Origin of the sequence: Actinokineospora xionganensis, assembly GCF_014323725.1 — a bacterium.
Lineage (GTDB): Bacteria > Actinomycetota > Actinomycetes > Mycobacteriales > Pseudonocardiaceae > Actinokineospora > Actinokineospora xionganensis.
This window is the reverse complement of sequence record NZ_JABVED010000010.1, coordinates 118,738-137,932: the sequence shown is the minus strand read 5'-3', so window position 1 is coordinate 137,932 and position 19,195 is coordinate 118,738. Positions and strand designations below refer to the sequence as shown.

The window sequence follows — 19,195 nt, the reverse complement described above, 5'->3', positions numbered from 1 at the left end:
ATCACCGTATCCGTCGAATCGCTCCTCGGCGACCACTCTGTCTGATGTGATGACGCCGTGACGGAAGCCGGGCCCCAGTACGTGTCGCTGTCGTCGCTGACCGAAACCGAGCGCGAGGTCCGCTCGGCGTTCACCACCGGCAGCAGGCTCGACCTCGGCGGCAGGCCGGTCCGCGGCCCGGTGCTCGCGGCTCTGCTGACCGGGGCCTACCCGCTCGAAGCGGGCGCGATGCCCGCCCTGCGCCTGGACAACGCCACCGTGACCGGCTCCTTCGACATCGAGGGCCGGACCATCGACCACGTCATCGCACTGCGCCGCTGCACGTTCGAACTGCCGCCGATCCTGCGGATGGCCCGGCTGGTCGGCCTGACCATGCCCGGCTGCCGGGTCCCCGGGGTCAAGGCCCGCAACCTGCGCGTGGGCAGCGACCTGGTCCTCGAACCGGGTTTCACCTGCACCGGTGTGCTCGACCTCACCGACGCGACGATCGAAGGCACGCTGCGGCTCGCGGGCGCGGTCCTGCGCAACCCGAACGGCGCCGCCCTGCTCGGTGCCCGCCTGCGCGTGTCCGGCTCCATCCAGGGCGTGGCCGCCCGCGCGTTCGGCGAGGTCCGGCTGCGCGGCGCGAACATCGGCGGCAGCGTTCACCTGACCGGCGCCCGCATGGCCAACCCGGCGGGGCCCGTGCTCGAGGCCACCGGCATGGCGGTCGAAGGCAACCTGATGTGCGACACCGGCGGCGGCCGATTCGACGCCACCGGCACCGTCCTGCTCTCCGGCGCCCGCATCGGCGGCGACGCCGTGTTCTCCGGCGCGCACCTGCACAACGGCACCGCCACCGAGAACCATGTCCTGGTCCTGCCGCACGGCACCGCCGAGGACCACACCGTCCTCGACGCCGACCGGCTGCGGGTCGACGGCGACGTCAAGCTCGACGCCGGGTTCACCGCCGCGGGCGCGGTCGGGCTGCGCGGCGCCCGCATCGGCGGGCACCTCCTCTTATCGGGCGCGACCATCGGCCGCCGCGATGTCGTCGCCCGGCTGGCCGCCGCGTTCGCCTCGGGCACCGCCGTGGACCGGGTGCCGGTCGCCCTGGTCGGCGACGGCGTCGAGGTGTTCGGCGACGTCGAATGCCGCGGCGCGGTCAACGGCAAGATCGACTCCGACGGCGACCGGCGAACCGCCCTGCGCACCTACGGCCAGGTCCGGCTGGTCGACGCCCATGTGCACGGCAGCGCCAGCCTGTCCCGCGCGCGCCTGTGCGGGCCCGCGATCGACGTGCTGTTCGCGGACCGGCTCCGCGTCGGCGGCACCTTGTTCCTGCGCAAAGTCCGGATCAGCGGATCGGTGCGGCTGCAGAACGCGCACATCGGGTCGAGCCTCGACTGCTCCGGTGCCCGGCTCATCAAGCCGCGCTTGCGCCCCAACGGAACGGTCAAGCCCTCACTGGACGCCCGGGTCGCCACCATCGGCAAGGACCTGCTCTGCAGCTACGGCTTCCTGGCGATCGGCGGCGTCCGGGTCCGGCTGGTGGAGGTCGGCAAGATGGCGACCTTCGGCGGCGCCCGGCTCGGTGGCCGCACGCACCCGAAGCACCCGGTCACCGACAAGTCGCTGTCGGCCTACGGGCTGACCGCGCAGGAACTCGTCCTCGCCTTCTCACCGCGCCGACCCCCGCGCGGGCAAGTGGTGCTCACGCGCGCGTCCGTCGTGTCGGTCATAGACGGGCCAGGACTCTGGGCCGCCCGCGGCGGGATCGATCTCGAGGACTTCAGCTTCACCGCCATCACCTCGCATCCCGAGGTGTCGGTCCGCACCCGCCTCGCCTGGCTTCGCGCGGTCCAGCCGGACTTCGCTCCGGGGCCATATGAGCAGCTGGCCGCCGTGTACGCGGGCGGGGGCGACGAGGAGCGGGCCCAGCTGGTCCAGCTCGAACGCCAGCGCAGGCGCTACGCCGAGCTCAACGTCGCCGGGCGGATGTGGGGCAGGCTCCAGGAGTGGACGGTCGGCTACGGCTACCGGCCGTGGCTGGCGATGGTGTGGCTGCTGCTGTTCTGGCTGCTGGGCCTGCTCTGGTTCAACACCCATGTGATGGAGAAGCTCGACGCCGACGTCAACCCGGTCTGGAATCCGCCGTTGCTGGCCACCGACCTGCTGCTGCCCATCGTCGACCTCGGTCAGGACAACAAGTGGCGGATGGTCGGGGCGTCGCAGTGGATCGCGGGGGCGCTGATCGCCGTGGGCTGGATCCTGGCCACCACGGCGGCGGCTGGGGCGACCCGCGTGCTCAAACGCGGTTAACCCACAGGTGTGGACAGTTCGGCGGGCTGAGCCCCTGACCTGCGTCACTACTGATCGTGATCTGTGGAGACACTCTGTGTTCGTCACACGATCAGGTGGGCCTCCTGTGTCACACGTGCATAACGAGCCCCAAGGGTGCCAATGTCTGCGGTGCACGGTGATCGCCGTGCGGCCCAAGATCGGAAAGTGACAGGTACCCGCACGTGGACCGAGCGAAGACGGAGAAGGCGACCGCAGCACTGCGGCGTGCCCTTTCCCGTTCGCTCATGGTCCTCGGCGGCGCTGTCGCCACAACCGCGGCGGCCTGGGCCATCTCGTCGGCCTCCGCAACGGCGGACACGTCGTTCGACTTCCAGATGTTCCCGTCCGAAGGCACTCAGACCGCTCCCGCGCCCATGGATCTCCCGGTGGTCTCTGGACTCACCGGCAGCATCGGCCGGATCATCGGCGAGTCTGACCCGAACTTCGGCGAACACGCGAAGGAAGCTTTCGACGCGTTCGGCCACAAGATCACCGAGCACTTCGAGAACGCGGCAACGCTCCCGGTCGACGCGATCGACGACGTGGACGAGGTCGAGTTCCCCGGAGTGACCGATCCCGGCGTCGACGCGCCTGACGGCTCCGCCGTCACCGCGCCCGTCGCCGGTGCGTCGATCGCCAAGGCCACCACTCTTGTCGGGGTGCGGCCTGGCGCGATCGACCAGAACGCCGTCGCGAGCGCGGTTGACCGCGCTCTCAGCGACGGTATGAACCGGCGAGGTTCGCCGGAGACCTCAGACGAGGCTCCGGTCATGCCCCGCGGCACCAGTCCGCTGGCGCCGCTGAGCATCCCCGCCCCCGTTGGCACCGGACACTCCGGAGCCAACTCCGTGGACGCGCCGAGTTTCGGCTTGCTCTCCTCGGTTCCGTCGGGCACTGACCTGAACACCGCCGATGCTTCGCGCTCGGCCCAGGTTCACGTCCCCGTCACCGTCGGCCAGCAGCCCGGCGTCACTCCCGACTGAATTCCCGCGCGACCGCGAAGCCACTAGCCGCTTCGCTGGGTTCATGCGCGTAGATCGGCATGCCCAGGTCGTGCCTTCACCCCCCGCGGGTTAGTTCCCGCACCCCTTAACGCAGGTGGCCGCTGCCCCGACGCGGTTTCGCGTCCGGTCACCCGCATGTAGCCCCAGCAATGGGAAACCGAGAAGGAGAACACCAGATGCATATCTGGGCGAAGCGCGGATTCCAGACCGCGCTGGTCACAGGCGGAATGCTGATGCTCGGTACCGGCATCGCGTCCGCTGACGAGAGCTTCAACCCCGACCTCCCGCCGTCCGCCCTGGACGGTTCGGTCAGCGTGCCGATCAAGATCGACAACAACGCGCTGGGCACCCCGTTCGGTCAGCACAACCTCGGTGGTGTCAACCACGACATCACGATCACGCCCCGTGACCTGGCAGGCGCCACCGGCGGTGCCGCCCCGGCGCTGCCCGCCACGGATGGCCTGACCTCCGGGCTGCCCACCGCGGGCGGCATGCCCTCGGCGCTGACCAGCACCAACGGTGTTGCCCCGCTGTCCACCGAGGCGCTGCCCGCGACGGACAAGCTGACCGGCGCACTGCCCACCACTGGCGGACTGCCGAGCACCCAGGGCGTGACGGAGGCTCTGCCCACCACGGGCCTGCCCACCACGGGCCTGCCCACCACCGGGCTGCCCGCCGAGCTCCCCACCGGCCTGCCCGCCACGGGCGGCCTCGCGCCGGTCAACGGTGTCCTCGACCCGACCGCCGGTGTCTCGCCGAAGTCCATCGGGACCGAAGACGACCTCTTCCGCGGCAACAAGATCGTCGGCGACCTGGTCGTCCCGATCGACATCTCCGGCAACGCGATCGCCATCCTCGGCGACGCCTCGGTCGAGAACTCCTCGGACCAGACGGACCACCACGGCACCCCGGTCGTCACCGACGGGTCGGACAGCACCCTCGCGGGCAACGTCGTCGCCCTGGCGTGGGCTGCGCCCATCCAGATCACCGGCAACGCGATCGCCGCGGGCGGCACCGCCGACTCGTACAACACGTCGTCGCAGTCCGCGGCCGCCAACGGTGACATTGTCACCGACGGCGAAGGAGGCGTGCTGTCGGGCAACGTCCTCGCGGGCCACGGCGCCACCCCGGTGCAGCTCAACGGGAACGCCGTTTCCGGCGGGGGCATCGCGACCACCGACTCGGCCAGCTACTCCGAGGCCACCTCCGGCGGCACCATCGTCACCGACGGCGAAGAGAGCGTGCTCTCGGGCAACGCGGGCGCGGTTCCCGTGGCCGTCCCGGTGCAGGGCAACGGCAACGCCGTCACCGTCATCGGCATCGCCGACGCACTCACCGCCAGCGACGCCTACGCCCAGGCCGGTGACGCCCAGTCGAGCGACACCTACGACGAGCCCGCCTACATCAAGACGGACGGCGACGAGGCTGTCGGCTCCGGCAACATCCTGCAGCCCGCCCTCGCGGGCCCGGTCGCCGTGGACTGCAACGCCGCCGCGGTCGTCGGCATCGCCACCACGATGTGCGCCACCAGCGGTGACGCCGTCGCGGGCGGCTCGAACCTCACCAACGGTGAAGAGTCCGTGATCGGTGGCGCTATCGGCCACGCGCCGGTCGCCATCCCGACCCAGGCCACGGCCAACGCCGGATCGCTGGTCGGCACCGCCGTCACCGAAACCACCACCGACGTCACCTCCGAAGCGGGTGGCAGCTCCTACACCGGTGGCGACAACAGCGTCGGCGGCGGCCTCGCGGCCGTCCCGGCGGTCACCGCCCCGATCGACGCCTGCGGCAACACGGGTGCGGGCGGCGGCCAGGCCGACGCGACCTGCATCGCGACCAGCACGTCCGAGTCGGGCGGCTTCACCGGCACCACCGGCAACGACAGCGTCGTCGGCGGCGACGCCGCGACCGTTCCGGTCGCCGTTCCGGTCGAGGGCCTGGCGAACACCGCGGCTGTCATCGGTGGCACCAACTCCACCGTGACCGAGACCAAGACGGCCAGCGCGGGCGGCGACAGCAGCACCAACGACGACGCGGGCGTCCTGGCCTCGAACCTGGCGAACGTTCCCGTCGCGGGTCCGGTCCAGGTCGCGGGCAACGGCGGCGGCCTCGTCGCCGACACGTTCGCCTACAGCGACACCGACAGCACTGTCGACGCGGGCGGCTACTCGAAGGCCAAGGGCAACGGCGGCACCCTGGCGGGCAACATCGCCCAGGCTCCCGTCGCGATCCCGACGCAGGTCCTGTCCAGCGGCGCGACCGTCGTCGGCGACGGCGACCAGGCAGGCCGCAACACCGTCGACTCCGAGGCGGGCGACTACGCGCAGACCTCGGGCGAGGACGGCACGGGCACGGGCAACGTCGTCTCCGTTCCGGTCGCCTCGGCCGTCCAGGCCTTCGGCGACTCGGCCGCGGTGCTCGGCCACAACGACGCCGCTTCCCACAACGTCACCATGTCGGACGCGGGCGGCACCGTCGACACCAACGGCGACAACGGTTCGCTCGCGGGCAACGTCGTCGCCGCGCAGGCGCTGCCGATCGTGCAGGCCTTCGGCGACGCCGCTTCGGCCGCCGGTGGCATGGCCACCGGTGCCGCGACCAACGACACCAACGCGACGTCCGGTGGCGACATCACCACCAGCGGCGACAACGCCAACCTCTCGGGCAACCTGCTCGACGTTCCCGCCGCCGCCGTCGTGCAGCCGCACGGCGACGCCGTGGCCGCGCTGTTCAGCGACTCGATCGCCGCCTCGGACAGCGTCACCAACGGTTCCGTGGGTGGCGCCTCCACCACCTCCGGTGACATGGGCAGCCTGTCGGGCATCGACGGCGACCTGCCGATCGGCGTCAACGCGCCGATCTACGACGTGCCGGTCGAGGTTCTGGCCGAGGCGATGACCTTCGCCACCAACGAAAGCAACATCACCGTGGGCGAGGACACCCCGCAGCTGGACCTGCCGCAGGCCGGTGGCCTCGAGGCCACCACGCTGCCCTCGATGCCGCGTCTGGGCTCGCTGCCCATGGCCGGCAACGCCCGCACCGGTGCGGCCGACCCGCTCTCCGGCCTGCTCGGTGGCCTGCTCGGCGGAGCCGGTGGCGGATCGCTCTCGGGTCTGCCCGGTGGTTTCGGCCCCGACTCGCTTTCGGGCATGACCGGTGGACTCGGCGGCGCGCCGTCGATCCAGGAGCCGGTGACCGGCGACCCGCTGTCCGGCCTGACCGGTGTGACCGGCCAGCTGAACGGCAAGAAGGTCAACCTGCCCGCGCCGACCGCCCCCAAGCCCGCCCCGCGTTTCGCTGCTCCGGCCATGCCCGGCCTGGACAACCTGCGCGGCGTGTTCTCGGGTGACCTGTTCCAGGCTCCGAAGCTGGACAAGCTGCCGGTTCAGACCCCCGCCCTCGCGGGTCTGAAGGCTCCGGTGGCCCTGCCCGCGACCCCGGCCCCCCGCACGGGTGCGCCGGCTCTGCCCTCGCTGGACGACACCAAGGCGAAGCTCGCCGGCGTGTTCGGGCACTTCCCGATCGGCTGACCACTGATCGGTGCGATGGGCCCGGGGTTTGCTACCTCCCGCCCCGGGCCCATCCCCCGCTAGGAAAGTGAGAATGGCCCCGCCACCAGGCGGGGCCATTCTTTTGCGTGCTCAGTACTCGAGCAACCGCGTCTCGGCTTGGGACACCAGGCGCAGGACCGTTCCGTCTCCGCCGCTGGTCGACCAGCCGGTCCGAAGATCCGGGTGGAGCTCCCGGTCGCCGACCCGCGCGACACCCGAGGCGACCTCACGGATCCGCGTGGCGAGGTGTTCGCCGGTGCCCGACGAATGGTCGGTCACGACGGCGAACGTTCCGCCGGTGTACCGGGCCACTGTCTGATCGGCGCGCAAGCCCGAACGCAGCCGATCGGCGAGCAGGGCCAACAACTCGTCGCCCTGGTCGAAGCCGAGTTCGCGATTGATCTTCCCCAGGCCACACAGATCCGCGAGCACCAGCGTGGTTCGCGTGCCGTGGACCCTGGCTCGCACCAGGCTCTGCTCGATCCGGTCGAACAGCAGCGCCCGGTGGGGCAACCCGGTGGTCGGGTCGAGCAGGCATCGCGCGGGCTCGGACTCCACCGGGCGGATGACCATCAGCGTCATGCCGCGTCCCCGGTGTGTGACCGGGTGGATATCGGCCCACAGCCTGCGGTACGGCTTGTCCGCCCTGGTGACTACGAACGGCACTGTTGTCGACGAGCCCGCGCGCCCGATCTGGCGGGCCAGCTCCGGCATGCTCGGAACCGGGGAACCGGAGTCGTCGCACAGCCGCCAGTCGGGCGGGTTCGTGCCCGCGCGCAGCTGGTGCGGCGGCAGGTCGAGCAACTCCGCGGCGCTGGCGTTCGCCACGACCACGGACCCATCCTCGTCGTGCAAAACCAGCCCATACGGGAGTTCCGCGACGAGGTCGTCCCAACCGGAATCCGGCACGAGAGGTGCCGCTAGGTGAACCGCGCTCATCGGCCCGCGCCTTCCGTCGCCGAGACTTGCGCAGAACCCTTCCTTGTACCCCTATGCCAATTCAAGCACCGGATACCACCCGTACCGGTGATCTTTGGTCAATCGAATTGCCATGAGCGCTTCGCCAAACCGAACCAGAAGCCGTCGATAACCGAACGCCGAGCACGAAGAGTGTCCACAGCGGCGCCGAGCGCGACGAACAGCGGCGCGAAATGCTCGGTACGCGGATGCGCGAGCCGCGCCGCGGGCGCCTTGCGCTCGAAGTCGATCAGCGAGTCGAAGTCGCCGGACTCGATCGCCCGGTCGCCCCAGTCGTCGAACTCACTCGACCACGACGGCGGCGCGTGGTCCGGGCCGAGGTGCGGGGTCATCGCGTGCAGGTTGTGGGTGAAGAACCCGCTGCCGACGATCAGCACACCCTCGTCGCGCAGTGGGGCCAGCCTGCGACCGATGTCGACGAGCGCGGCGGGCTCGAGCGTGGGCATGGAGATCTGCAGGACCGGTACGTCGGCGCCGGGGTACATCTCGACCAGCGGCACGTACGCGCCGTGGTCGAGTCCGCGCCGCGGATCGTCCGCGATCGGCGTCTCCGGAGTACGCAGCAGACGTCGAACCTTCGCGGCCAGTTCCGCAGCGCCGGGCGCGGGGTATTTCACCTGGTAGTACCGCTCGGGAAAACCGCCGAAGTCGTAGACCAGCGGTACGGTCTCGGTCGCGCCCAAGGTCAACGGCGCCGCCTCCCAGTGCGCGGACACGATCAGGATCGCCGTCGGCTTGTCGATCGCCGAAGCCCAGTCGGCGAGCTGGCGAGTCCACAGCTGGTCATCGGCCAGCGGCGGCGCGCCATGGCTGAGGTAGAGAACCGGCTGCCTGCTCGACGTGGTCATGTCGCCATCCCCATGGAGGTTGAATGTTCAACATACCACGACGCCGACGAGGGCTGAAGTATTCCGCGCAGGTCAGGACTGGGTTCCCCAGCTCACCTGCCGCGTGATCACCGTCGTAAAGTTGCCAGAGTGCGACGCGTCCTGATCGCCGGTGTGTCCGGTTCCGGCAAGACCACCCTCGCCCGACGCGTCGCGACCGGGCTCGGGCTACCCCGTTACGAACTCGACGAACTGCACCACGGTCCGGGCTGGGTCAAGCGGCCCGAGTTCGAGACCGAGGTCGCCGCCTTCGCCACCACCGACCGCTGGGTCTGTGAAGCTCAGTACCAGCGGTTCCTCGGCAACCTGCTGTGGGAACGCGCCGACACCCTGCTCTGGCTCGACCTGCCGCGCCGGACCGTCATGCACCGGGTGATCCGCCGCAGCGTCGCCCGAGCGGTCACCGGCCGCGAACTCTTCAACGGCAACACCGAGAACTGGCGCGAATGGACCGACCCCGAGCACCCGATCCGCTGGGCCTGGTCACAGCACGCCGCGACCAGCGCCCAAACCCGAGCGCTGGCCGAAGCACACCCACACGTCGACGTCGTCCGCTTCACCAGCGCAGACGACGTCCGGCGCTGGGTCGGCGCTCAGCCCTGGGCGAGGTCGGCGAACCGGCTGTAGTGCAGCTGGTGCGCGACAACCACGGTCGCCGTCGGGCCGGCACGATGCTTGGCGATGATCAGGTCGGCCTCACCCGCACGCGGGTCGTCGCGCTCCCAGGCGTCCGGTCGGTTGATCAGCAGCACGATGTCCGCGTCCTGCTCCAGCGAGCCGGATTCACGCAGGTCGGACAGCATCGGGCGCTTGTCGGTTCGCTGCTCGGGACCACGGTTGAGCTGACTGATCGCGATCACCGGAACCTCGATCTCCTTGGCCAGCAGCTTGAGCTGCCGGGAGAACTCCGAGACCTCCTGCTGCCGCGACTCGACGCGCTTGCCGGAGGTCATCAGCTGCAGGTAGTCGACCACGACCAGCTTCAGGTCGTGCCGCTGCTTGAGCCGCCGAGCCTTCGCCCGGATCTCCATCATCGTCATGTTGGGCGAGTCGTCGACAAAGACCGGTGCCTCACTGATCTCACTCATCCGCCGCGCGAGCCGCGTCCAGTCGTCATCGCTCATCTTGCCACCGCGCATATCGCCGAGCCGGATGCGCGCCTCGGCGGAGAGCATGCGCATGACGATCTCGGTCTTGCTCATTTCCAGGGAGAAGATGACGCTGCTCATGCCGTGCTTGATCGAGCAGGACCGCACGAAGTCCAACCCCAAGGTCGAATTGTGCGTCGGAATCATCGATCGGCCCGCGAGGTACAGGTGATCCGCGTTGTCCACCTCGACGCACCGCACCGGCACGCTCGTGATCGGCCGGACGTCCACGATGTGTCGAAAGCCGGGACGGGTGAGACGGCCCATCATGCGTTCCTTGTGCAGGATGTGCTTCCGCTCGAGCTGGAACACACGGTCCTGTGAAGTGAACGTCATGATGTAGGCGGTGGAACGATCTTCGTTTCGGCCCGCGACTCGTTTGGTCCGGATCCGGCAGCGGTAGCCGAGGCCGATGATCAGCTCGTGGATGTCGTATGCCAGCCGCCGGTCAGTGACGGAGATCTGTGCGGAACCCGTGGCCGTGACGGTGCCGTCGGTGTCGAGCAGACCCGCGAGGAGCGCGCGCCGCTGTGATTCAGAAGCCCTTAGGTAGGGCATCGGGATGTGCTTGTCGCCCAGCACACCGATCGTTCGCAGGATGACCTGGAGTGAACCGTGTTCCCAGGTGCACGGCTGGCAAAGGCGAACGCCGGTCGATGGCTTGCCGCAGTCTTGGCACCGCGGAGCTGGGACGGGTGCGGACACGAAGCGCGACTTGCCACCGCAGCTTCGGCCACATGTCTTCACCTCGCTCGTTCGGGGCACGAACGACTCGCCGCAGACGACACACAGTTTCGCCGCCACCGGTTCCGCCGCCGGAAGCCGTAGGTGGTAGCGCATGTCGCCGTATTCGTGGGCCTCGATCCCCGTTGCCTCGATGTGGCAGATGATCTCGGGATCATTCGTGGTGAACCGAGCCCCGGCCGAATCGCCATCGCCCAGCCAGGCGCCGAGCACGTAGGGCGGAACCGGAAGATCGACTTCGTCGAAGGACAGCGGCGCTGTCAGCGCGACGGCGTGGTTCGCTCGCCGGTCGCTGGTCTCGCACCGGACGGATGCGGCGAGTTCGGCCGTCGTGCGGATCGCGGCGGACGGGCCTGCCGCGGCGCGGCGGGAGGCGCGGGTGCTGGTCAGCCACTGGTGTTCGGCGTCCGCGACGATCACGGTGCCGTCGCTGAACTCGACCTCGAAACACGGGCGCCCGATCATCACGTCGGTCGCGCCGATGACCCGGGTGGCCTTGCCGTCGGCGTCGATCAGCTCGTCACCGACCTTGACCTCGCCCATCGTGGTCCAGCCGGTAGGCGTGGGCAGCGGTGTGTCCAGTGCCAGAGCCTTACCGACACCAGGTCGTGCCGCGACGATGATCATCTGGCCGGGGTGCAGGCCGTTGGTGACCTCGTCCAGGTCCGCGAAGCCGGTGGGGATGCCCAGGGAGTTGCCGCCGCGGGAGGCGATGGCGTCGATCTCGTCCATGGTGGGCTGCAGCAGTTCCTCGAGCGAGACGTAGTCCTCGCTCATGCTGCGTTCGGTGACCTCGTAGATGGAGGCCTGCGCGCGGTCGACGATCTCGGTGACGTCGGCGCCCTCGGCGCCCTGGTAGCCGAGTTGGACGATGCGGGTTCCCGCTTCGACGAGCCTGCGCAGGATCGCCTTCTCCGCGACGATCTCCGCGTAGTAGCCGGCGTTGGCGGCGGTCGGGACCGTGGCGATCAAGGTGTGCAGGTACGGCGCGCCGCCGACTCGGCGGAGTTCGCCGCGGCGTTCGAGTTCGGCGGAGACCATGATCGGGTCGGCCGGTTCGCCGCGGCCGTAGAGGTCGAGGACGCAGTCGTAGATCATCTGGTGCGCGGGGCGGTAGAAGTCGCCGGGGCGCAGGGCTTCGATCACGTCGGCGATGGCGTCCTTGGACAGCATCATGCCGCCGAGCACGCTCTGTTCGGCCGCGAGGTCCTGCGGCGGCTGCCGGTCGAGACCGTGCTCGGGGCCGCTCGGCATCGGCGGCAAAGAGCGGTCATCGGTCAGCGCCACGCGGCCCTCCTTCGTACATCTGTTCGGTCCGACGGTACGTCGGCACGGCGACATTTCGGTGCCGCCGGGCCGACGCTAGAACCCCCGATCGGCCGCTTGCAAACGACCTTGGGGACACACCTGTGGATAACTTGTGGATGGTTTGGGACACCTGCGTACAGCTGCCCGCGTACCTGTGTACAACTTGGGGACAACTACCGCAGTCTTACAAGAACGCCCAGTTCAGAGGCTGTGTACAAGGTGTGGAGAAAACTCTCCCACGATCCCCCGGCGTGTCGCGATTAATCGCCGCTTCGGCGTGTCGCCGCCGGCGTCACCCCGGCGGGTGAACACGACCTGTGGACAACTTGGGGACAGTGGACACGGACACGAAACCGCCCCTCCCGCTCGCGGCGGAAGGGGCGGTTTCGGTTGGACGGGGTCAGCCCGCCGCGTTCACCTCGACGGTGAAGGCGGCGGTGACGTCCGGGTGGAGCCGCACGTTGACCGAGTGCTTGCCGACCGTCTTGATGTGGCCGGCGAGGTCGATCGCACGCTTGTCGAGCACCGGGCCACCGGCCGCCTTGACGGCGGCGACGATGTCGGCCGTGGTGATCGAGCCGAACAGCTTGCCCGAGTTCGACGCGGCCTTGGCGGCCAGCGGCACGCTGCCCAGTGCGGTCAGCGCTCCCTTGACCTCCTTGGCGTGGTCGAGGTCGCGGATCCGGCTGGCCTCCTGGGCCCGGCGGATGACCTGGACCTGCTTCTCGGCACCCTTGGTGGCGAGGATCGCGTAGCCCTTGGGCAGCAGGTAGTTGCGGCCGTAGCCGTCCTTGACCTCGACGGCGTCGCCGGGGCCACCAAGTCCACTCACGTCAGTGGTGAGGATGAGCTTCATGATGCGTCTCCTCCTGATCAGCGAGCGGTCGAGGTGTAGGGAAGCAGGGCGACCTCGCGAGCGTTCTTCACCGCGATGGCGACGTCGCGCTGGTGCTGGCTGCAGTTGCCCGTAACGCGACGCGCGCGGATCTTGCCGCGGTCGGAGATGTACTTGCGCAGCAGCGTGGTGTCCTTGTAGTCGATGTTCACCGGACGGTCCTTCTTCACGTCCTTGCAGAACACGCAGACCTTCTTCTTGGGCTTGCGAATCGGTGGCTTGGCCACGTCTTACTCCTGGGTTCTATCTAGTGAAAGAGTCTGGGGTGAGCGCGGTGCAGTGCGCTTTAGAAAGGAGGCTCGTCGTTGAAGCCGCCGCCGCCACCGCCGCCTGACGGAGGTGCGGAGCCCCACGGGTCGTCAGCGGGCGGAGCGGACTGGCCGGAGCCACCGCCGCCGTAACCGCCGCCGCCACCACCGGTGCCTCGGCTGACCTTGTTGACCTTGGCGGTCGCGTACTTGAGCGAGGGGCCGACCTCGTCGACCTCAAGCTCGATGACCGTGCGCTTCTCGCCCTCGCGGGTCTCGTAAGACCGCTGCTTGAGCCGTCCGCTCACGATCACCCGCGAACCGCGGGTCAGCGACTCGGCCACGTTCTCGGCCGCCTGTCGCCAGATGTTGCACCGCAGGAAGAGCGCTTCGCCGTCTTTCCACTCGCCGCTCGCTTTATCGAACGTGCGGGGCGTGGACGCGACCGTGAAGCTGGCCACGGCAGCACCCGACGGGGTGAAGCGCAATTCTGGATCGGCGGTCAGATTTCCGACCACCGTGATCGTCGTGTCACCAGCCATCGTTTGCCTCCTGGTCCCGTCAGGCGTTCTCGCGCCGCATGACCTTGGTCCGCAGCACGGATTCCTGCAGGGACAGCTGGCGGTCCAGCTCCTTCACAGCCGCCGGCTCCGAGATGATGTCGAGCACGGCGTAGATGCCTTCGGCGTGCTTCTTGATCTCGAAGGACAGGCGACGCTTGCCCCAGATTTCGACCTTCTCGACGTTTCCGCCCGACGTGCGGATCACGTTGAGGAACGTGTCGAGCGACGGAGCGACAGTGCGCTCGTCGAGTGTGGGGTCGAGGATGACCATAACCTCGTAATGACGCATGAAGACCACTCACCTCCTGTGGACTCGCGGCCACGGACGTTCCGTGGCAGGAGGGTCTGCGGACAGAGCGTAACAGCGGCCGGTCAGGCCCTGCGCAGCACCCACGTGCGGACCAGTGCACCAGTGACCACCGACAACGCGAGGACGGCCAGCAGGATCGGCAGGCCGACGGTGTTGCCCGTGCCCACCGGCAGCGCCTGGGCGTCACCGGCCGTGCGGAAGCCCTGGCTGTCGCTGAGCACTCCGAATTCGGGGCTGTAGCCGGGGACGCTGCCGTAGCGGGCGCCGGGCGAGGGCACGAACAGACCCGCCTTGGCGAACGGGATCGACCCGTAGTCGCGCTTGGCCGCCCCGGCGAGCGCGACGCCGTCGTAGAGCCGCAGTTGGTCCGGGACCGTGTAGCCGCCGACGGGCTGCGCGTTCGGCGTGAGTGGGTTGGATCCCGGAGCGCCGGGCTTGGTGCCGGGCGCGGTCTTGGACGGGTTGAGGGCGCGCACTGTCATGCCGCACTTCTCGGTGACCAATTGGTGGACGCGCGCGACCGCGGCGTCGGTATGCGGGACCAGCTCCCGCATAGGCCGTACGACGGTCGCCACGGCGTCCGCGATCGCGGACCCCGGGATCTCGCCGGTGCCATCCGGGACCTCGCCGACGGGGATCGATGCGCCGAGCGGGAAGGCGACGCCGACCGTGGTGCCGCGCAGCGTGCCCAGGCCCTCGGTCTCTCGGACGGCCTGGCTGACCAGCCCGGCGACCGCGAGCCGCGCGAGCGTGACCGGCTGGCCCTTGAAGGCGATGACGGACTGGGAGCAGTCCACGGCGACGAACGGTATGGGGGCCGCACTGGCCTGCGCCGGTCCGAGGGAGACCGCGGCGCCCGCGGCGAGCAATGCGAGAGCAGAGCCGATCAGTCGCCGCACCCGGTGCACCCTTCCGTGTCGTACGCCACTACCGGGTGAACGATAGACCGGCGATCAAGTCAGGCGGTCATGCGGCGAAGCACCCAGGTGCGGACCAGTGCCGCGGTCACACCGGACAGGGCCAGCACGGCGAGCAGGATCGGGAACGCGATGCGGTTGCCCCCGATCGGGGTGAGCGCGTCGGCGTGGCCCGCGGCCTGGACGCCGTCGGTGTCGTTGTTGGTGCCGAGGATGCCGAACTGCGGCGAGTAGCCCGGGACGCCACCGCCGTACCGGACGCCGGGCGACGGGGCGAACAGCCCGGCCTTGGCGAACGGCAGGTTGGAGTAGTCGGCCATCGGCGAGCGGCCGAAACTGTAGTTGGGGCTGAAGAACAGGCCGCCCGCGCTGGGGACGCCGCCCGAAACCGGCTGGTTCGAGCCAGGCAGGGCGTTGGAGTTTCCGCCGTCGGTGTTGCCCTGGCCGCCGTCGGGGGCGCCTGGGTTGGTGGTGCCGGGGGGTTGTGTCGGGTTGGTCGGGTTGCCGGGCAGCGGCAGTGCCGCCGCACCCTTCTCCACGGCGCCCGCGACGGCCTTGGAGCCCTCCTGCACGGGGGCGACGACCGTGTTGACGCCCTTGACCAGGACGGTGCAGCCCGACGCCATGGCCGAGCCGACGGCGTTGGCGATGGGCGCGAGCGCGGTTCCGGCCAGCGCGTTGGTGACCGCGCCGCCGATGCTGGAGCCGCCGATGGTGCCGCTGCCGTTGGGCAGCGCGCCGATCGGGATCGGTCCCATCGAGGCGAGCACGCCGTTGACCAGCGGTGCGAGGGTGACCTTGACCAGCGGAAGGCTGTTGAGGACGTTGGTGATCGGGCTCAGCAGCGCCGAGGGGCTCAGTGCCACGGGCTGGCCGGGCGTGCCCTGGATGCTCGCCCCGCAGCTGCCTACGACGATCGGGTCCGCCGCCGCGGCGGTGCCCGACGACATGACCAGGCTTCCCGTCGCCGCGCTGATGGCGAGAACGAGGCCGGTGGCGAACGTCTTGTAGCGGCGTCGCATGGTCACCCCTTCGGATACCGACAAGTAGCTTCTATGGAAAGAAACGACGGTAACCGCTCATCGTGACGGCGACCAGGCCTGATTGAGTGCAAATCACCCGCGAAGGGCATCGGCTTGCCACCGAGAGTCCTGTCTGTGTGTGCTGACGACTACGCTCGCGATCCATGAGCATCGGTGCCCATGTCCGCGACGACGACCCCGTCGGTGCCGCGCGCGAGCGCGAGGCCGAGGTCGTCCAGTTCTTCCTGTCCGACCCGCAGAGCTTCAAGGCACCGCAGCCCCACCCGCAGACCGCGGAGTTGCTCGCGTCCGATCTGACGGTGTTCGTCCATTCGCCCTATCGGGTGAACATCGCCTCGACGAACAATCGGATCCGCATCCCGTCGCGAAAGCTCGTCGTGCAGCACGCGGAGGGCGCCGCCCAGGTCGGAGCCAAGGGCCTGGTCGTCCACGGCGGTCATCTGGGCGCCGATGAGGACCCCGCGATCGGGATCGACAACTGGCGGAAGTTCTTCGAACGGCAGCAGGCCGACGGCGGCTTCGCGGTGCCGATCCTGATCGAGAACACCGCGGGTGGCGACAACGCGATGGCCCGCCGCTTCGACATGCTCGCCCGGCTGTGGGACGCGGTCGGCGAGTTCGGCGCGGGCTTCTGTCTCGACACCTGCCACGCGTTCGCGGCGGGCGAGGATCTAGTCGACATCACCGATCGAGTGATGCGAATCACAGGGCGGATCGACCTGGTGCACCTGAACAGCTCCCGCGACGAGTTCGGCTCGACCCGCGACCGGCACGCCAACATCAAGACTGGCACGATCGACGCCAAGCAACTCGTCGACGTGGTCGCGGCGGCAGGCGCCCCGGTGGTGGTCGAGACCCCGTCCGACGGCCAGGCGGAGGACATCGCGTTCCTGCGCGAGGCGCTCGGCCGGTGAGCGCCGTGCCCGCGGGGGTGGCGGTGTCAGGGAAGGCGGAAAGCGCAGTGCCCGAGGCACCGCAGGACCGTTCGTCGACGGTGCTCCGGCTCGGTCGCGCGTCACTCGCCCTGCTCGTGCTGCTCTGCGGGTTCACCCTGCTGCTCGGCTTCGCGAACAAAGACCGCTGCGCGGGCCCCGAGTTCGACGAGTGGGGACGCAGCGGGCCCGACTTCCACGAACGCAAGTACGCCGACGTCTGCTACTCCGACATCCAGTTCCTCTGGATCGGCCGCGACGTCGACCGCCATGTGTTCCCGTACGTGCACGGGTCGATCAACGAGAACGGCGACCTGGTCGGCGGCACGGTCGAGTACCCCGTGCTCACCGGGCTGATGATCTGGGCGGGTGCGCTGTTCGTCGACACCGACGCGGGCTTCTTGCTGGCGTCCGCGCTGCTCATGGCGCCCTTCGGCCTGGCGACGGCGTGGCTGCTCGGCAGGCTCTCGCGCTGGCGGGCGCTGATCTGGGCGCTGTCGCCGCCGCTGGTGCTCTACGCGTTCCACAACTGGGAACTGCCGGTCGTGCTGTGCGCGGTCGCGGCGGTCTACGTGGTGCACCGCGGCTGGGGCAAGCGCGGTGTCGACCGGCCGCTGATCCAGCGCGCGTCGGTCAGCGCGGTGCTGCTCGGCCTCGGGTTCGCGTTCAAGCTGTATCCGGCGATCTTCGTGCTGCCGCTGATGCTCTATGTCCTGACCGGCGGTCGCGGCGGCAAGGAACTGGCCGAGGGCAAGACCCGCGATGTGGCGGGCATGGTCCGGGTGGCGCTGATCGCCATGGGGACGGCGATCGCGGTCAACATCCCGTTCGCGGTCGCGGGCTTCGAGGGCTGGCTCGCGTCGTTCGTCTTCCAGGGCCAGCGAAAGGCCGACATCACGGCCAACTCGATCTGGTTCTGGGGCTTCCGCCCGGACTCCGACCCGGGCAACGACTCGGTGCAGGAGTTCATCAGCTTCGCCTCGCCGGTGCTGGTGATCGCCTCGTTCGTCGCGGCGTGCGTCGCGGGCTGGGTCCGCTACCAGAGGGAACGCACCTATCCGTGGGTGGCGGTGTCCGCGGCGATGCTGTGCGGCTTCCTGTTGCTGCACAAGGTCCACTCGCCGCAGTACACGCTGTGGCTGGTCCCGATGTTCGTCCTGCTGAAGATCCGCTGGGGCTGGATCGCGGCGTACTTCGTGGCCGACTTCGCCATGGGCGTCGGCATCTTCCTGTGGTTCGCGCAGATCGCCGCCCGACTGCCGTCGGGCGTCTACGACAGCTTCAGCGCGCAGCTGGTCATGATCGGTGTGTGGGGGCGCGCGGGCCTGTTGGTGGGCTTGTTCATCGCGTTCCTGACAGCGGACTCGGCGGTCGACGAGGTCGAAGTCGAGGCGCCCGCCCGGGCCTGATCGCTAGACCAGCTCCGCCTGGCGCTCGATCGGGCGCAGCGCGGTCCGGCGCCTGCTCACCAGCGATTCCACGGTGATCACGGCCAGTGCCAGCCACACCAGGCCGAAGCCGACCCAGCGCGCGGTCGTCATGGCCTCGTGGAAGACCAGCAGGCCGACGGCGAACTGGACGATCGGCGCGGTGTACTGCAGCAGGCCGAGCGTCGTCATGGACACCTTCGTCGCCGCGGTGCCGAACATCAGCAGGGGAATCGCGGTGATCACGCCCGTGCCCACGAGCAGGGCCGCCTGCAGCCAGCCCGCGTGGCCGAACGTGCCGCCGCCGCCCGCGAGCAGGAACGTCAGCGCGATGGGCGCGAGCACCATCGTCTCGATCGTGAGGCCCTCGGTCGACCCGACGTCGGCCTTCTTCTTCATCAGGCCGTAGGTGGCGAAGGAGAACGCCAGGATCACCGCGATCCAGGGCACCCGGCCGTAGTCGAAGGTCAGCTCCACCACCGCGGCGAACGCGATGGCGAGACCGACCCACTGGCCGGGCCGCAACCGCTCGCCGAGGACCATCACCCCGAGCAGGATCGTGACCAGCGGGTTGATGAAATACCCGAGGGATGTCTCCACGACCTGCCCGCTGTTGACGCCGTAGATGTAGACGCCCCAGTTGACCGCGATCACCACCGCGCCGACACCGATGAACGCCAGCCTGCGACGGTCGGCGAAAACGGCTTTGAGCCGAGTCCAGCGCCGGGCGACGATGGTCAGGCCCGCGACGGCGACCAGTGACCAGACGATGCGGTGGGCGAGGATCTCGACCGGACCGGCCGGGGCCAGCAGCGGCCAGTAGAGCGGGAAGAAACCCCAGGTCAGGTACGCGCCGAAACCGAGAAGGAAGCCGCGTCGCTGTCCGGACACCAGGTTCCTCCGATCATCCCACCATTT

Annotated in this window: 16 protein-coding genes; 6 read left to right on the top strand and 10 right to left on the bottom strand. The window is 69.4% G+C overall.

The annotated features are described in order from the left end of the window. Window positions 1–57: 57 nt before the first annotated feature. The 3 genes from GPZ80_RS18565 to GPZ80_RS18555 all read left to right on the top strand — a co-directional run bounded on the left by GPZ80_RS18565 (window position 58) and on the right by GPZ80_RS18555 (window position 6,856). Window positions 58–2,301 (top strand): translocation/assembly module TamB domain-containing protein, encoded by a 2,244-nt coding sequence (locus tag GPZ80_RS18565; RefSeq protein WP_312880425.1) that lies wholly within the window; start codon window positions 58–60, stop codon window positions 2,299–2,301. Window positions 2,302–2,504: 203 nt separating this feature from the next. Beyond that, a complete protein-coding gene (locus GPZ80_RS18560; protein ID WP_187221712.1) occupies window positions 2,505–3,305 on the top strand; it encodes a hypothetical protein in 801 nt (266 codons plus the stop codon). A 197-nt stretch (window positions 3,306–3,502) separates the two neighbouring features. Then, window positions 3,503–6,856, top strand: coding sequence for a beta strand repeat-containing protein (locus tag GPZ80_RS18555; protein ID WP_187221710.1), 3,354 nt, complete (start codon window positions 3,503–3,505; stop codon window positions 6,854–6,856). Between the two features lie 111 nt (window positions 6,857–6,967). Here the strand turns inward: GPZ80_RS18555 and GPZ80_RS18550 are convergent, their stop codons facing one another. Both GPZ80_RS18550 and GPZ80_RS18545 read right to left on the bottom strand, forming a co-directional pair. Continuing rightward, a complete protein-coding gene (locus tag GPZ80_RS18550; protein ID WP_187221708.1) occupies window positions 6,968–7,816 on the bottom strand; it encodes a diguanylate cyclase domain-containing protein in 849 nt (282 codons plus the stop codon). A gap of 98 nt (window positions 7,817–7,914) precedes the next feature. Continuing rightward, window positions 7,915–8,703, bottom strand: a complete 789-nt coding sequence (locus GPZ80_RS18545) for a dioxygenase family protein (protein WP_187221706.1) — start codon at window positions 8,701–8,703, stop codon at window positions 7,915–7,917. A 129-nt stretch (window positions 8,704–8,832) separates the two neighbouring features. Here GPZ80_RS18545 and GPZ80_RS18540 point away from each other — a divergent pair, with 129 nt between their 5' ends. Beyond that, window positions 8,833–9,369 (top strand): P-loop NTPase family protein, encoded by a 537-nt coding sequence (locus GPZ80_RS18540; RefSeq protein ID WP_187221704.1) that lies wholly within the window; start codon window positions 8,833–8,835, stop codon window positions 9,367–9,369. On the opposite strand, the gene dnaB is transcribed toward GPZ80_RS18540, so the two are convergent. The 7 genes from dnaB to GPZ80_RS18505 all read right to left on the bottom strand — a co-directional run bounded on the left by dnaB (window position 9,336) and on the right by GPZ80_RS18505 (window position 15,897). Next, a complete protein-coding gene (dnaB, locus tag GPZ80_RS18535) occupies window positions 9,336–11,921 on the bottom strand; it encodes a replicative DNA helicase (protein ID WP_376771693.1) in 2,586 nt (861 codons plus the stop codon). The two genes, GPZ80_RS18540 and dnaB, sit on opposite strands and share 34 nt — an antisense overlap. Before the next feature lie 421 nt (window positions 11,922–12,342). After that, a complete protein-coding gene (gene rplI, locus GPZ80_RS18530) occupies window positions 12,343–12,801 on the bottom strand; it encodes a 50S ribosomal protein L9 (RefSeq protein WP_187221945.1) in 459 nt (152 codons plus the stop codon). Window positions 12,802–12,815: 14 nt separating this feature from the next. After that, on the bottom strand, window positions 12,816–13,064 hold the full coding sequence (gene rpsR / locus GPZ80_RS18525) for a 30S ribosomal protein S18 (RefSeq protein ID WP_054053205.1): 249 nt from the start codon (window positions 13,062–13,064) through the stop codon (window positions 12,816–12,818). A gap of 59 nt (window positions 13,065–13,123) precedes the next feature. Continuing rightward, on the bottom strand, window positions 13,124–13,627 hold the full coding sequence (locus tag GPZ80_RS18520; protein WP_187221702.1) for a single-stranded DNA-binding protein: 504 nt from the start codon (window positions 13,625–13,627) through the stop codon (window positions 13,124–13,126). Between the two features lie 19 nt (window positions 13,628–13,646). Further along, entirely contained in the window at window positions 13,647–13,937 is a 291-nt protein-coding gene (rpsF, locus tag GPZ80_RS18515; protein WP_091377087.1) for a 30S ribosomal protein S6, read from the bottom strand. An 83-nt stretch (window positions 13,938–14,020) separates the two neighbouring features. Beyond that, window positions 14,021–14,857, bottom strand: coding sequence for a hypothetical protein (locus tag GPZ80_RS18510; protein WP_187221701.1), 837 nt, complete (start codon window positions 14,855–14,857; stop codon window positions 14,021–14,023). Window positions 14,858–14,916: 59 nt separating this feature from the next. Beyond that, window positions 14,917–15,897, bottom strand: coding sequence for a hypothetical protein (locus GPZ80_RS18505; protein ID WP_246477231.1), 981 nt, complete (start codon window positions 15,895–15,897; stop codon window positions 14,917–14,919). A 164-nt stretch (window positions 15,898–16,061) separates the two neighbouring features. On the opposite strand from GPZ80_RS18505, the gene GPZ80_RS18500 reads away from it, so the two are divergent. Both GPZ80_RS18500 and GPZ80_RS18495 read left to right on the top strand, forming a co-directional pair. Continuing rightward, entirely contained in the window at window positions 16,062–16,832 is a 771-nt protein-coding gene (locus GPZ80_RS18500; RefSeq protein WP_091376793.1) for a deoxyribonuclease IV, read from the top strand. Between the two features lie 47 nt (window positions 16,833–16,879). Next, window positions 16,880–18,259, top strand: coding sequence for a glycosyltransferase family 87 protein (locus GPZ80_RS18495; RefSeq protein WP_312880423.1), 1,380 nt, complete (start codon window positions 16,880–16,882; stop codon window positions 18,257–18,259). A gap of 3 nt (window positions 18,260–18,262) precedes the next feature. Here the strand turns inward: GPZ80_RS18495 and rarD are convergent, their stop codons facing one another. Beyond that, on the bottom strand, window positions 18,263–19,168 hold the full coding sequence (gene rarD / locus GPZ80_RS18490) for an EamA family transporter RarD (protein WP_312880422.1): 906 nt from the start codon (window positions 19,166–19,168) through the stop codon (window positions 18,263–18,265). Window positions 19,169–19,195 lie beyond the last annotated feature (27 nt).